This window comes from Streptomyces sp. NPDC019937, assembly GCF_040631655.1.
Lineage (GTDB): Bacteria > Actinomycetota > Actinomycetes > Streptomycetales > Streptomycetaceae > Streptomyces.
The window spans coordinates 78,999-92,468 of the sequence record NZ_JBEYAL010000006.1; the positions used below are offsets into that span (position 1 = coordinate 78,999).

13 protein-coding genes and 1 pseudogene are annotated in these 13,470 nt (G+C 67.6%); 9 read left to right on the forward strand and 5 right to left on the reverse strand.

What is annotated here, in order from left to right; translation table 11 throughout:
- Positions 1 to 40: 40 nt before the first annotated feature.
- The 6 genes and pseudogenes from brxD to ABZ562_RS07165 all read left to right on the forward strand — a co-directional run bounded on the left by brxD (position 41) and on the right by ABZ562_RS07165 (position 5,324).
- Positions 41 to 1,411, forward strand: coding sequence for a BREX system ATP-binding protein BrxD (brxD, locus tag ABZ562_RS07140; protein ID WP_361475089.1), 1,371 nt, complete (start codon positions 41 to 43; stop codon positions 1,409 to 1,411).
- Between the two features lie 2 nt (positions 1,412 to 1,413).
- The gene (locus ABZ562_RS07145; protein WP_361475091.1) at positions 1,414 to 3,570 is read left to right on the forward strand and encodes a DEAD/DEAH box helicase; all 2,157 of its coding nucleotides are present in this window, start codon (positions 1,414 to 1,416) and stop codon (positions 3,568 to 3,570) included.
- A gap of 118 nt (positions 3,571 to 3,688) precedes the next feature.
- The gene (locus ABZ562_RS07150) at positions 3,689 to 3,859 is read left to right on the forward strand and encodes a hypothetical protein (protein ID WP_361475093.1); all 171 of its coding nucleotides are present in this window, start codon (positions 3,689 to 3,691) and stop codon (positions 3,857 to 3,859) included.
- A 227-nt stretch (positions 3,860 to 4,086) separates the two neighbouring features.
- A pseudogene (locus ABZ562_RS07155) lies at positions 4,087 to 4,233 on the forward strand (ATP-binding protein); the annotation flags it as partial.
- A 483-nt stretch (positions 4,234 to 4,716) separates the two neighbouring features.
- Positions 4,717 to 5,025: a hypothetical protein gene (locus tag ABZ562_RS07160; RefSeq protein WP_361475095.1), complete on the forward strand. Its 309-nt coding sequence runs from the start codon at positions 4,717 to 4,719 to the stop codon at positions 5,023 to 5,025.
- 5 nt (positions 5,026 to 5,030) lie between these two features.
- Positions 5,031 to 5,324, forward strand: coding sequence for a hypothetical protein (locus ABZ562_RS07165; protein WP_361475097.1), 294 nt, complete (start codon positions 5,031 to 5,033; stop codon positions 5,322 to 5,324).
- 413 nt (positions 5,325 to 5,737) lie between these two features.
- Here the strand turns inward: ABZ562_RS07165 and ABZ562_RS07170 are convergent, their stop codons facing one another.
- Entirely contained in the window at positions 5,738 to 6,388 is a 651-nt protein-coding gene (locus ABZ562_RS07170) for a hypothetical protein (protein ID WP_361475099.1), read from the reverse strand.
- A gap of 1,071 nt (positions 6,389 to 7,459) precedes the next feature.
- Here ABZ562_RS07170 and ABZ562_RS07175 point away from each other — a divergent pair.
- Genes ABZ562_RS07175 through ABZ562_RS07185 form a run of 3 tightly spaced genes read left to right on the forward strand, consistent with a single transcriptional unit; the run spans position 7,460 to position 9,755 of the window.
- A complete protein-coding gene (locus tag ABZ562_RS07175; protein ID WP_361475101.1) occupies positions 7,460 to 7,972 on the forward strand; it encodes a site-specific integrase in 513 nt (170 codons plus the stop codon).
- Entirely contained in the window at positions 7,969 to 8,295 is a 327-nt protein-coding gene (locus ABZ562_RS07180; RefSeq protein WP_266792691.1) for a helix-turn-helix transcriptional regulator, read from the forward strand. The genes ABZ562_RS07175 and ABZ562_RS07180 overlap by 4 nt, the downstream gene beginning before the upstream one ends.
- Positions 8,292 to 9,755, forward strand: a complete 1,464-nt coding sequence (locus tag ABZ562_RS07185; protein ID WP_361475103.1) for a hypothetical protein — start codon at positions 8,292 to 8,294, stop codon at positions 9,753 to 9,755. The genes ABZ562_RS07180 and ABZ562_RS07185 overlap by 4 nt, the downstream gene beginning before the upstream one ends.
- A gap of 145 nt (positions 9,756 to 9,900) precedes the next feature.
- Here ABZ562_RS07185 and ABZ562_RS07190 read toward each other — a convergent pair whose 3' ends face one another.
- The 4 genes from ABZ562_RS07190 to ABZ562_RS07205 form a co-directional block, all read right to left on the reverse strand.
- Positions 9,901 to 10,497, reverse strand: a complete 597-nt coding sequence (locus ABZ562_RS07190) for a DinB family protein (RefSeq protein ID WP_361475105.1) — start codon at positions 10,495 to 10,497, stop codon at positions 9,901 to 9,903.
- Positions 10,498 to 10,830: 333 nt separating this feature from the next.
- The gene (locus ABZ562_RS07195) at positions 10,831 to 11,238 is read right to left on the reverse strand and encodes a hypothetical protein (RefSeq protein WP_361475107.1); all 408 of its coding nucleotides are present in this window, start codon (positions 11,236 to 11,238) and stop codon (positions 10,831 to 10,833) included.
- Entirely contained in the window at positions 11,210 to 12,346 is a 1,137-nt protein-coding gene (locus tag ABZ562_RS07200) for a nucleotidyltransferase (protein ID WP_361475109.1), read from the reverse strand. The genes ABZ562_RS07195 and ABZ562_RS07200 overlap by 29 nt, the downstream gene beginning before the upstream one ends.
- A gap of 1 nt (position 12,347) precedes the next feature.
- The gene (locus ABZ562_RS07205; protein ID WP_361475111.1) at positions 12,348 to 13,373 is read right to left on the reverse strand and encodes a CBASS cGAMP-activated phospholipase; all 1,026 of its coding nucleotides are present in this window, start codon (positions 13,371 to 13,373) and stop codon (positions 12,348 to 12,350) included.
- Positions 13,374 to 13,470 lie beyond the last annotated feature (97 nt).

The following is a 13,470-nucleotide window of genomic DNA, read 5'->3' on the forward strand; positions in this document are numbered from 1 at the left end:
GACGGATCGAGCGGGACGGCGCCCGTGGGAAACTGGCAAGGTGAGTGAACAGCCCGCCTCCGCATTTTCCGTATCCGCCGCCTCCGGCGTCACGGTGTCGCCGGCGCGGCGACGGGCCGTCGTCGACGCGCTGCGGCGCGGAGCCGTCCCCGACAGCGGTCTCGATCTCCTTGCCACGGGACTCGTCCGGTTCGAGGCGGCCGTGGACGGCGAACTCGACGCCGTGGCCGCGGGCGGATCCGCCTTCAAGGCCGTGCGTGGTGAGTACGGCAGCGGCAAGACCTTCTTCGCCCGCTGGCTTGGCGAGCGCGCCAAGCGCCGCGGCTTCGCCGTCGCCGAGGTACAGGTGTCGGAGACCGAGACGCCCCTGCACCGGCTGGAGACCGTCTATCGTCGGGCCACCGAGCGCCTGGCCACCGCGAGCTTCCAGCCGTCGGCCCTCCGACCGGTGGTCGACGCGTGGTTCTACGCGCTCGAAGATGACGCCCTGGCCGCCGGCGCTGAAGACTCCCGGCTGGAGCAGGCCGTCGCGAAGCTTCTCGACGACCGCCTTTCGGAGGTCTCCCGTGGCGCCCCCGGATTCGCCGCCGCACTGCGCGGCTACCACTCCGCGCTGGGCGCGGACGACGAGGCCACCGCTTCGGCCGTTCTTGCGTGGCTCGGCGGCGAGCCGCATGTGGCGGCTGCCGCCAAGCGCGCTGCGGGGGTGCGCGGGGACCTCGACCACTTCGGAGCCCTTGGTTTCCTTCAAGGGCTGCTCGCCGTTCTGCGCGACAGCGGACACTCCGGGCTCCTTCTCGTCCTCGACGAGGTGGAAACCCTGCAGCGGGTGCGCTCCGACGCCCGGGACAAGGCGCTCAACGCCCTTCGGCAGCTGATCGACGAAGTCCATTCCGGCCGCTTCCCCGGCCTGTACCTGGTGATCACCGGCACTCCGGCGTTCTATGACGGTCCACAAGGCGTCCAGCGTCTCGCGCCGCTCGCCCAGCGCCTGGCCACCGACTTCTCTACCGACTCACGCTTCGACAACCCCAGGGCGGTACAACTCCGGCTTCCCGGATTCCAGTTGGAGACGCTTAACGAACTCGGCCGGAAGATCCGCGACCTGTACGCAATGGGGAGCACCGACCCGCAGCGGGTGCGCTCCGTCGCCGACGACGCGTATGTCGCCGACCTGGCCCATGCAGTCGGGGGAGCCCTCGGTGGCAAGGTCGGCGTCGCCCCCCGCCTCTATCTGAAGAAGCTCGTCGGCGACGTCCTCGACCGCATCGACCAGTTCCCCGACTTCGACCCGCGCGCCGACTACCGCCTCACCGTCGACCGCACCGAACTCACCGACGCCGAGCGTCATGTCGCCACGCTCCCGGTTGCTCCCGCCGCCTCGGCCGACGAGGTGGAGCTAGACCTGTGAGCGTGAGCGGAGCAGCGGACGCCGACCCTGTCGACCGGCTCGATCCAGTCCTCCTCCACCACATCGTCAACACCCTCGGCTGGCCCGGCCTCAGGCCCCTGCAGTCCGTGGCGATAGGACCGCTCCTCGACGGCGAGGACGCGGTACTGCTGGCGCCGACAGCAGGCGGCAAGACCGAGGCCGCCGCATTCCCCCTCCTCACGGCCATGGCCCGGAACGGCTGGTCCGGCACCTCGGTTCTCTACCTCACGCCTCTGCGCGCCCTGCTCAACAACCTCCAGCCGCGCCTGCACGCCTATGCCCAGTGGTTGGGGCGCACGGCGGCGCTTTGGCACGGGGACACGGCCGAGTCCGAACGGCGGCGCCTGCGCCGCGAGCCACCAGACATCCTCCTCACCACACCGGAATCCCTCGAAGCACAGCTCATCAGCGTCAAGACCGACCACGCCCTGCTGCTCGGCGGGGTGCGGGCGGTCGTCGTGGACGAGGTGCACGCCTTCGCCGGGGACGACCGCGGCTGGCACCTGCTGGCGGTGTTGGAGCGGCTTCAGCGGCTGACCGGCCGACGGTTGCAGCGCATCGGCCTTTCCGCCACCGTCGGCAATCCGAGCGAGCTCCTCGCTTGGCTACAAGGCTCCGCCCGCGGTCGAACGCCCGGTCAGGTCATCGCCCCCGGCGTCGACACCGGCCCCACAGCCACGACAACGCAACCTCAGCCGCACCCAGCTGAACCCCCGCCCGGTGAAGTCGAGTTGGACTACGTCGGCTCGCTTCCGAACGCCGCCACCGTCATCTCCGCCCTCCACCGGGGCGAGAAGCGTCTCGTCTTCTGCGAGTCCCGCCGGCAGGTCGAAGAGCTCGGGCAGGCACTCCGAGCACGTGGCGTGACCGTCTTCCTCTCGCACTCGTCCCTCTCGGCGGTAGAGCGTCAACGCTCCGAGGAAGCCTTCGCGCAGGCACGCGATTGCGTGATCGTCGCCACCTCCACACTCGAACTCGGCATCGACGTCGGCGACCTCGACCGTGTGATCCAGATCGACTCTCCCGCGACCGTCGCCTCCTTCCTGCAGCGTCTGGGCCGTACCGGACGCCGGTCCGACAGCATCCGCAACTGCCTCTTCCTCGCCACCTCCCACGAGAGCCTCCTCCAGGCAGCCGGACTGCTGACCCTGTGGGGCAGGCACTGGGTGGAGCCCGTCGCCGCACCGCCGGGGCCACAGCACCTCGTTGCCCAGCAGCTGCTCGCCGTCGCCCTCCAGCGCCACAAACTGCCCGCCGCCGACTGGCACGAGGAGTGGAACGGCCTTGCTCCGTTCGACGCGTCCGCCCGACCCGTCCTCGACCACCTCCTTGCCGAAGGCTTCCTGGAACAGGACAGCGGCATCTACTTCATCGGCGAACAGGCCGAGGAGCGCTTCGGCAGGCGGCACTTCATGGACCTCACCGCGTCGTTTACCGCACCGCCCCAGTTCACAGTCCTGCACGGACGTACGGAGATCGGGCACACGGACCCCGCTCTGCTGGTCGAGGAACGCGAGGGGCCTCTTCGGCTGCTGCTCGCCGGACGCAGTTGGCACGTGACGTACGTGGACTGGCGTCGGCATCGGGTTTTCGTCGAAGCCGCCGAGTCGGGCGGCATCGCCAAGTGGCAGACCGGCACCGTCCGTGGCCTGTCGTACCAGCTCGCCCAGGCGATGCGCGAGGTGCTGCTCGGCGCCGACCCCGCAGTCGACCTCACCCGACGCGCACAGGCCGGTCTCGTGGAACTACGCGAAACGGAAGGCCACTTCGCTCACCCGGAGGCCACCCTGATCACCCGCAACGGACGCGACGTACGGTGGTGGACCTGGGCCGGCTTCCGCGCCAACGCGACCCTCACGGCGTGGCTGGCCGACGCGGTTGACCCGCTGCAGCGGCCCGCGGACTCCTACGTCCGGCTCCGCCACGACCTGGCCCGCGAGGAGTGGGACCAGACGCGAAGGAAGCCACGGAAGGAGGAGCTCCCACAGGTCTCAGCAGCCGCCGTACGTGGACTCAAGTTCTCCGCTGCCCTCCCCGATGGCCTCGCCATAAGCGTGCTGGCCGCTCGTCTCGCCGACATGGATGGGGCCGATGCCGTGCTCTCCCAACGTACGCGCTGGGGGAGCGAACCGGTCTGACAACGGCGCCGGACCCGGCACGCAGCACACCCGGTGACCGGACTGCGCCCTTTCGGTGTGCATTACCCCAGCTCAGGCTGGTTCCACACTGTCGCAGGACAGTGTGGAGGGGGCCGCCATGTCCGGACCGCTGTACGTTCCAGTCCCTCCAGCGCACGCCCATGCCGTGGCCGCGGTAAAGGGCCTCGCCCCAAGGATCCGTGATCGAGTGGCCCCGGTGTGGACGTTGCCGATCATCGCGGGCGAGGACGCCGGTCAGCTTGAAGAGGCGGTGGACAAGGAGCGCTGAGGCGCGTCACGGGCGTCCACAAGTACACGTCGGCATGGCCGGACGCGCGTACGCCGCCCTCGATGAGGCCCCCTACGGACACCTGCTCCCCTTCTACTGGTCTAACGCGGCGCTTCGGCCCGTCACCGGTCCCGCCCTTCCCCCGTCCCACCAGGTGGCCATGGAGTCTGCCGGTGAGGGCGGTGCCGGCCTCGGAATCCGCATACGCGTGCCCGGCGCCTGGAACGAAAAGTTTCAGCGGGTGGACGAAGACGTTCACCGATCCCCGGCTCTGCGCGGCCATCGTCGACCGGCTGACCTTCAACGGCGCCATCATCCAGACCGGCACCGAGGCCTACCGCCTCGCCCACACGAAAGCCCTGGCCGGGGTATGACCGAGATGCGCGCCAAAGGGGCAACGGGATGATCTTGAAGCTCTGATCCGCTCGGATTTGGGGTGCTGGTAAGAAGCCTGTCACCAGCCGCAAACGGCGCTGATCAGTCCTCTGCCCTGGAGGGCCGGGGCAGTTCTGCCGGGAGGTCCATGGATTCCGGCCCCCTCGCGGTCGCGGAGCACGGCATACACGCCGACCGCTAGGCCGACGATCCCGCCCGGGGTCGTCGTCACGATGTAGTTGGCCGTGTCCGGGGCCTGATACTGGTGGACTCGCGTATTCAACTGTCGCGAGTCCACCAGTATCAGGCCCCTGTTCGCATCGATCACTCTGGAGGCCAGCAGGCTGGTCGAGACGCCCGCGCCGAGGAGGATGAGCAGCGCACATCCCAGCAGCAGAAGCAGCAGGGCTCAGTCTGGAAGACGGGCTTCTTCTTGCCTCGTTCTTCCTCATCTGGCCTCGCCGCTGCGACAGACTGCCGCCATGAACCATCAGGAAGCCCGCGAGGGATTGGCCGAGGCGGTCGCCGACATCAAGCACACGGCCCTGCGCGTCGACGACCGCCTATGGCCGGACATCGGCACACCGGACCTGACACTGGCAGTGGAGGACCTGCTGCGCTCGACCGCGCCGGACGAGCAGGAGGGCATGGCTCGGCGTGTGTCGGAGGCATTTGTCGTGCACCCCGGCCAGCTGTACGCGCACGGGATCGACAACCTCTCGTTCGGCATCGCGATTCTCTCGCTGCGGCTGGCGCTGGCCCACCTGGACGCCGTGCAGCGCCCGGAGTAGGGACCGTGTCGTCGCGCCGTCCGCCCCGGGAGCCTGTGGGCCGGGACCTGTTCGGGGATCCGGTGTACCGGCAGAGGCAGGCCGGGACGCCGCCGCTGCCGTCGTACACGAGCGAGACGCTGCCCGCATACCTGTGCACGCCGAAACAGATCCGCGCGGAAGGGCTGGAGCCGACCGGCCCTCTCGTCGGGATACTGTCGTGGACTCCGCAGGGCTCGTACGTGCCGGCTCAGTGCCCGGTGTGGGACATCCGCAAGGCGGTCAGGACGCTCGACCCGGGCCAGGACGGTTTGCTGTGAGTGGTACGGACCGCGTCACGTGGCCTGGATCGAAGCGCGGCACCCGTCCGTGAGGTCACGCAGCCGTTTCTGCAGAAGGTCGTGCTGGTCGATCAACTCGGCTCGGAACCGAGTACGGACACCGCGCAGAGGGCCGAGGCGCTCGGACGCGGGGACGTAGTCGCTGAAGTACACCGCCGTTTGCGGCTGGTGACAGGGTTCTTACCAGCACCCCGATTTACGTGCAGCGGGGTCACGTTCGGCGACGTGCCGAGCGACCGAGTCGACGCCGGGGCGGGAGTACCGCCCCAGGGAGAGGACGGAGGCGTGGCGGGCGCCGGCCAGCAGCATTGGTGGCGAGGTGCCGTCCTCCGTGGGCGTCGGTGCTGTGCCGATGACCGGCATCGGATGATTCGGCCAACTGGTCCGCATAATCAGTCAGCCTGTTCCAGCAGCGCCTTCGCCCCCTGTCGGAATTCGCGGAGCGCCTTGAAGTAGGTCCGTACCTCCTCGTTGAACAGGTCCCGGGCGCCAGGGCCCGCGGGTCGGCCGTCCTCGTCGAACTCCTCGTAGTCCTTCTGCTCCATCTCGAAAAGGGGCATGCCGGTGAAGATCCGATGTGCCGTGGTGACGACGGAGTAGGCGACCTGCGCGATCTCCGGCGGCCCTTCAAGATCCACCCCGTCGTACGCCGCCGTCAGGTCCTGCAGGAGCTCGGGAGCTGCCTCCTTCCACTGCTCTCCAGGCTCCGTGACCTCTCCAGACAGAAGGGCTTCGTGCCAGGTCTCGTACAGCGCTAGCTGCTGTACACCGTCCGCAGCGGGCTCCAGCTCAGGCACGGGCGTCGTCGCGTTCGCGGCATCCGCGCGCGCGAAGAGGAGGAACAGCTCCTCGGTGAGGGGAACGAACGTACGGGCGGCCTTACTGAAGGCCAGGTAGGCATCGCGTCGGCGGTCGTGCGTCCACTGTGCCCGCTGCGACAGCTCCTGACGTCGCTCGGCCCTGGCGTTCGTCCAGAACGTAGTGCCCAGTGTGACCAGCGCTGCTAAAAGACCCGTGATTAGCCCGATCATGGCTTCGTTCATATCGGAAGTCTGCCGAGCCCCCGGATCCGGCAGGGGCCGAATGGGAGATATTGCGAGGTACTCCTTCTTACTGGCCCGCGCCCCCACGCCTCCGTCCTTTCCCTGGGGCGTACGCCCGGCACGTCGCCGAACGCGACGCCGCTGCACGTCGCCGCACGTAAATCCGAGCGGATCAGGGCTTCAAGATCATCTAGTTGCCCCTTTGGCGCGCATCTCGGAACCGGCGCGTATCGCATCTGATGCGAACTGACCTCACCTTGCGCCGCATTGGTCAGGCGGCGCTGGGAAGCCGCTGATCAGCAGCTAGACGGTTCTCCAGGGCCTGCTGGGACGGTAACCGACAGGACGGGTCCATGTCGTTCCGCTTCGCTCGATCGGATGGCTGACCTGCCGTTCCGCTCCACGCTTCGCATCTGATGCGAGATTCTCGCGGCGAATGCGATCTACGGAGCGTGACGATGTGGTGAGCAACAACAGGGCGGCGCCGGGGGCCGCACGGCTTCACCTGGCCGACGGAGTGCCGCTGCTCCGGCCGGACGAGCAGGTCTTCGAGGCGATGCTGGACGGCTGGCGCAACCAACAACTGGCCCGGAACCTCGCGCTGTCGACCATCAACGGCCGCGAGCGCAAGGTGCGGGCGTTCGCCGCTCACGCCGACGCCTTTCCGTGGAACTGGTCCTCACCGCTGGCCGACGAGTGGTTCGGCGACCTGCGGTCGGTCCACGGCTGCGGACGCTCGACGCTCCGCGGCTACCAGGAAGCGGTACGGCTGTTCTGCGACTACACCACCGACCCCGCCTACGAGTGGACGAGCGAGTGCGAACGGCGCTTCGGGACCCATCCGATCCAGGTCTGCCACGAGTGGAACACCGCTGTGCACATGCAGGAGTGTGAGGCAGAAGCCCCGAAACGGGCCTTCACCCGGGACGAGCTGCAGACATTCTTCGACCACGCCGACGACCAGGTCGAGCGCGTCCGTGGACACGGCCGCAAAGGCTGGCTGCCCGCCTTCCGCGACGCGATGTTGTTCAAGACCGCTACGCATTCGGACTGCGCCGCAACGAGACCCGGATGCTGGACACCGCTGACTTCGGCCGCAACCCCCAGGGAACTGAGTTCGGCGAGTTCGGGATCTGCTACGTCCGCCATGGCAAGGCCAAGAAAGGCTCGCCACCCAAACGCCGCAGCGTGCTGACGGTATGGGAGTGGTCAGCCGAGATCCTCGACCAGTGGACGAGCGAGGTCCGGCCCGCCATGCGGCACGCGGACGGCCCAGCCCTGTGGCCTTCTGAACGAGGGAGGCGAGTGGGCCTGCAACGGCTGGACTCCCGCTTCGCCGCCTACCGCGACGATCTCGGCTTGGACCCGGTTCTGGACTTCCACTCGCTACGCAGGTCCTACGTCACCCATCTGATCGAAGACGGCATGGACCCCCTGTTCGTCCAGCAACAGGCCGGCCACGACCACGCGTCCACCACCTCTATCTACACCTGCGTGTCCTCAGACTTCCGCACCCGCACTCTGCGGCGGGCGTTGGACGCCACCATCGAGGCCGCGCTCAAGCCCGCGAGGAGTGCTCGATGAAACGCCAGGTCAGCTACCAGTGGCGACTGCGCGAGAAGATGGCCACCGCCGGAATGTTCACCACCAGCGAGCTTGCCCCGCCCCTGGCCGAGCGTGGCATCAACCTCTCGCTCTCCCAGGTCCACCGGCTCGTCACCGGCACCCCCGAGCGGCTGTCGCTGCCGGTCCTGGCCGCGCTCTGCGACATCTTCGACTGCACCCCGGCCGACCTGATTGCCACCAGGGCCGAGAACGCCACCGTCCGCAGGGTCGCCACCGGCGATGCGGTCGTCGACCTGTCGGCAGTGCGGCCCAAGCGTGCCCGCATCCGGCCGGAAGGATGAGCCGCACCCGCGTCCGCGCCGAGGACCTGTTCTGCACTCGCTGTGACCGTGCACTGCGGCTGGGGGCGAACCACTGGCCCGAGGGCTACGTCTGCCAGAGCTGCATGACCAGAGCTCTGGAGACCTACGGGACCTGCACCGGATGCGGAGTCGAGCGGCTCACTCCCGGCCTCGCGCCGGACGGCGGGAAGCTCTACACCGACTGCGCCGGCGGGATCGGTGACTTCTTCTGCGAGCAATGCGGCCAGGAGGCCAGACGATACCGGCGCGGGGTCTGCGGCCGATGCGTCCTGACCGAGCGGCTCCGCGAACTCCTCGACGACGGCTCCGGCTCCGTCCACGCTGAACTGCTCCCGCTGTTCGACGCTCTGCGGCAGATCCGCCGCCCGTGGGGCGCCCTGACCTGGACCAATAAGTCCCACACCCAGCGCAACTTGCGTGCTCTCGCCTTGAAAGAGGTTCCGCTCACGCACGACGGCCTGAGCCAGCTCCACCCCTGGCGATCGGTCGCCTACCTGCGCGACCTACTCATGCAGAGCGGCGTCCTGCCCCCGGCCGACCGGCAGCTGCTGCTGTTCCAGCGGTGGCTCGCCGAGAAACTGCCCGAGGTCGGCGACGCCGGGCACCGGCGGCTCCTGGAGCTCTTCGCGACCTGGCACGTTCAGCGCCGTCTGAACACCCTGGCCGACCGCGGCCCGCTCACCAGTAAGCAGGTTCAGCAGGCCCGCGACGAGATTCGTCTCGCGACCGCCTTTCTCGATCACCTCGCTGAGCGAGGGCGGGCCCTCGCCGAGTGCACACAGGCCGATGTCGATACTTGGTACGCGGGTGGCTACACCGCCCGGCGCCTGACCCACGCCTTTCTGCGATGGGCGATGCGGTCCAAACACATACTCAAGGTTGCCGTCCCGCATCGCTCCACGAGCAACCCCGCCCCGCTCGCCCAACACCAGCGGCTCGCCCTGTTGCGGCAGGCCGTCGACCAAGGCGACATTCCGCTCCAGGACCGTGTGGTCGCCGCGCTCGTCCTCCTTTACGCGCAACCGCTCACCCGGATCGCTCGGCTCACCACCGACGATGTTCTTCACGAGGACGGCGAGGTTCTGGTCCGGCTCGGCGATCCTCCCTCGCCCGTCCCCGAACCGCTTGCCGGAGTGCTGCTGACCTATCTCGACCAACGACCGAACACCATGACCGCCACCAATCCCAACGCCCGGTGGCTCTTTCCCGGCCGCAGGGCTGGACAGCCCATGACCCCGCACACGCTCGAACTCAGGCTTCGCCACCTGGGCTTCCCCACCCAGCGAGGATGCACGGCGGCCATCCGCCACCTCGTTCTCCAGGCCCCCGCACCTCTGATCGCCCGCATGCTCGGCTACCACGACGACACCACCGCCCACCTCGCCGCCGAGGCAGGAGGAACCTGGCGCCACTATGCCCCCGGCGACCACACACGGTGACACCAGCGCCGAAATGACCAAGGAATAGGCGCCAGTCGATTACGCGAGGTCGCCAGTTTCATGCCGCTGGCCGAGCAGACCGCAGCCGGCTGAACGACGCCGCACGGCCGACCCCGGAGCCAACGGGGTCGGCAGCAGGGCGAGATCAGCCGCTGACTTCCCGCGCCTCGCGCTCCAGTCGGTTTCGGTGGCCCTCCCACCACGCCGGATCCCCTGGTGGCATGTTGTCCTTGCCTTGCAAATATCCGACGGATCCGTCGATGAGCTCTCGCACGATGTCGGCGTGACCAGCGTGTCGCTGAGTATCGGAGATCACGTGCACCAAGACGTTGTGCAGCGTCACGTCGCGACGTTCCTCCGGCCACCACGGGACGTGACCGATCGCGTCAAGCGTCAGCGTCGCGATCGTGCTGTTGGAGTGCTCCCACGCCTGGCGATACAGCCCAACGATCCATTCCCGCGACTCGTCTGCGGTGGCCCACATGTCCGAGTTGGGTTCTGCGTCCTCCGTATACCACCAGGGCGGCGGCTCCTTGTCGAAGAACGGCCGCCCGAACGTGTCGCCGAAGTACCCCAGCTCCACGCCGGCAACATGCTTGACCAGCCCTAACAAATTTGTGCCCGTGGAGGTCAGCGGACGTCGGATGTCGTACTCCGAGAGCCCATCGAGCTTCCACACCAGGGCGTCGCGCGCCTCTTGCAAGTACCGGAGAAGGTTCACTTTCGGGTTCGGTTCGACCATGCCGGGAGTCTCCCACTCGGCACTGACAGGCGGCAGTGACATCGAAAGCCACTGACATTGATCTTGCCTGCCTCCACGAAACGACTCCCCAAGTCACCTCGAAACGACTCCCCGCGAAAGTGATACAGCCAACTTTCAGAGGCTGCTCAGCGACTCACGCAGATCGTGCGTGAATGCCTGCAAGGTTGCGTAACTGCCTTGGTCTTGAGGCGGACGGTCCTTACCGCGCTGCCGTTGTTCTTCGATGTGAAGGGTGACTCTGCTCAGCAGCAGGCAGCTCGTCCGGTCTCGCGCTCACCTGAGGGAATCCTGCTCCTTGGATTGCTCGGCCGGTTACACGGCGTAATCGTGGCCGCTGCCGGCCCAGCGACCGGTGACGCGCCACAGTTCATAGTGCAAGAGCCATTCCGAAGCCCACGGCACGATCGTGCGCGACAGGAACATGTGCTCCTTCCACTCTCCCGGCAGGTGCAGGCACAGGTCACCGCCGGGGTAAATGTGCGGCAGGGCCGTGGCGCGCGGATGCAGGGGCAGGGGCGGGCCGGTGATCGTCACGCGTGGCCGGTGCCGGTGCCGGTAGGTGATCCGCACGAGGTGGCGCCTACTAGCGGGGGTGGGCTGCAGGGGAACAGTGCAGACCAGTTCGCCGCCGTGCACGGTTCCCTGCGCCTCGGGAAGAAGTGCCTTGATCGAGGCGAGCTGCAGGCCGAGGTTAATCGCGCGCGGCGGAATGCTGGCCATAGAAGGTGTGGTCCCGCTTACGGGGACCCGTCGCGTACGGGGAGAGCAGTCCGGTGTTGCCCATCCGCTGGTTGGGGGCAGCGCCCATGCGGTCCGCGTATTTTTCGAAAGAGCGCAGGACGGGGGCGTGGTCGAAGGACTTGGTGAGGCGCTCGAAGACCGCGTCCAAGCCCTTGCCCTTCATGCCGGCGAGCTCGTTCACGGTCGCGTTGATCTCGTTGAACCAGGCGAAGAAGGCCTCACGGCGCTCGGGATACTCGTTCCACTTGTCGGTGAAGTTCTCCTTCTCGTGCGCCGGGTTCGGCACCCACCACTCGTCGCCGTCCTTCTCGATGAAGCTGGTCATGTTGTCCAGCACGCTGCGTACGGCGGTGAACAGGTCCTCCTCGCCGGTGTAGGCGCGTCCTGCGAGTGTTGTGATGAGGATGGACGGGGGTCGGTTGTCGGTGTCATCGGCGAACATGATCATGCAGTGCCACTTAAGGATCTGGACGACCCGCTGCAATGGGCTCCGGGTCTGCCAGGTGGGGACGTCGGCGACGTTGGCGTGCCGCTTGTCGAGAACCTTGCGGGACAGCTCTGATCGCTTGTGGAACCAGGCCGCGTATCCGCGGGGGTTGCCGCGCTGCCACTCCCGCAGCTCCTTGTCAGTCAGGCGGATTCCGGTGGGCGGGTGCTTCTCGTCCGGGATAGCCGGCAGGACGTCGAGGTGGAAGCCCGGGTACTCCAGGGTCCAGCAGCGGCGGCGGGGTTCGAGGCTGTCGGGGCCATCGGTATGGCCCTGGTCCTTCTTCCACTGGCGGTAGGCGGTCAGCTGATCACCAACCCGCTGCTTCAGTCGCTCCTGCGTCGTGCTGTCCGGATGCAACGGCAGCTGGCAAACCAGGTCGATGTCGTACTCACCGGTGGGCGTGCTGGGGCGGACCACGGTCCCCAGGATGAATGAGCCCTGGGGATAGATCCGCCATCCCGGCCTGCCGTTCTCGGCGAGCCAGGTTCCAACCTCCTCGTAGCGTTCGACGGCGCTATCGTGCAGGTCGGGGGAGATGTCGAGCACCTCCACAGCGCCGTCGAGGAGCATCGACAGCATGTCATCGAGCGTGTCCACGTCAGTCCTCACGTACGGGATAGAGCGGAGCGAACACCGGCGCACGGTGATCGCAGAACATGCGCTCAACGGTGGGCGACACGTCGCGACTGACGTGTCCAGCCAGTCCGTTGAGGGTTTCGGCGTTGACCTTGTCCAGCGCGACGGCGCCGGTGGGCACCGTCGGATTGAGGCGGAATGCGTTCTCCTTGCCGACGAAGTGCCGCACCTGTTTGGCGGCGCTCTCGCTCTGCGCCCGCATGAGGACCTCCACGGCGTCGCCTGCCCACGGCAGGAGACCACCGCGATCCAGACGGCGGTGGCGGCTACGGACATCGATCGTCGTCCCGAGGCTGAACACCCGGATCGCATCGAGCGGGATGGAGAGCGGCCCCACCGCCTCCGTCAGGGCGACCATGCACGGGTTGTTCGCCCATACGCCGCCGTCGATGAGCCGTGCCCCGTCCAGGGGCATCCCGGGAAGGTAAGTCGGAGCGGCGGAGGTGGCCAGTGCAACGTCCACGGCCTGTTCCCGCCAGTCGCGCTTGAGGGCGGGCAGATGCGGGGTCCGGAAGAGGTAGACGTCGTCGGCGGCGACGTTGTACGAGGTGATTACCAGTCGCTTGGTGCTCTCCCCGAAGGTCCGCTCGCCGAACACCTCGGTCAGCGCCGCCCTCAGCGGCCCGTTTCCGTACTTCGCGCGCCACAGGTGCCGGACGCCGCGCATCCGGCTGCGGTCACGGAAGATCCGGGGGCCGTGCTCGGTGTAGAACGTGAGGATCTCCCGGGGCGTCAGTCCGAGCCCCAGGCCGAGCGCGATGATCCCACCGGTCGAGGTGCCTGCGATCAGATCGAAGTGATCGACGATCCGGATGCCGAGATCCTCCTCCAGGCGGGCCAGTACCGCCGCTGAGAACATGCCGCGAAACCCCCCGCCGTCCAAGGCCAGGATCTGGAAACGCCCTGTCACTTCAACCGCCCCCGTACTGCAGCTCGAAGAAGACCCGGCCTGCCTGACCGGATCTCCACTAACGATAGTACTTAACATCACGGCATCGTTTTCGGTGTGGCCTTCTACACTGTTATCTCGATGCCCTGGTCTGAGAGACCCCCTGGGGCATGGGTGGCGTCCGCAATCCGCGAAG

Coding starts and splice junctions, on each gene's coding strand:
- ABZ562_RS07150 (WP_361475093.1), top strand. CDS start 3,689: ATGTCCGGACCGCTGTACGTTCCAGTCCCTCCAGCGCACGCCCATGCC.
- ABZ562_RS07160 (WP_361475095.1), top strand. CDS start 4,717: ATGAACCATCAGGAAGCCCGCGAGGGATTGGCCGAGGCGGTCGCCGAC.
- ABZ562_RS07170 (WP_361475099.1), bottom strand. CDS start 6,388: ATGAACGAAGCCATGATCGGGCTAATCACGGGTCTTTTAGCAGCGCTG.
- ABZ562_RS07175 (WP_361475101.1), top strand. CDS start 7,460: ATGCTGGACACCGCTGACTTCGGCCGCAACCCCCAGGGAACTGAGTTC.
- ABZ562_RS07180 (WP_266792691.1), top strand. CDS start 7,969: ATGAAACGCCAGGTCAGCTACCAGTGGCGACTGCGCGAGAAGATGGCC.
- ABZ562_RS07185 (WP_361475103.1), top strand. CDS start 8,292: ATGAGCCGCACCCGCGTCCGCGCCGAGGACCTGTTCTGCACTCGCTGT.
- ABZ562_RS07190 (WP_361475105.1), bottom strand. CDS start 10,497: ATGGTCGAACCGAACCCGAAAGTGAACCTTCTCCGGTACTTGCAAGAG.
- ABZ562_RS07195 (WP_361475107.1), bottom strand. CDS start 11,238: ATGGCCAGCATTCCGCCGCGCGCGATTAACCTCGGCCTGCAGCTCGCC.
- ABZ562_RS07205 (WP_361475111.1), bottom strand. CDS start 13,373: ATGTTAAGTACTATCGTTAGTGGAGATCCGGTCAGGCAGGCCGGGTCT.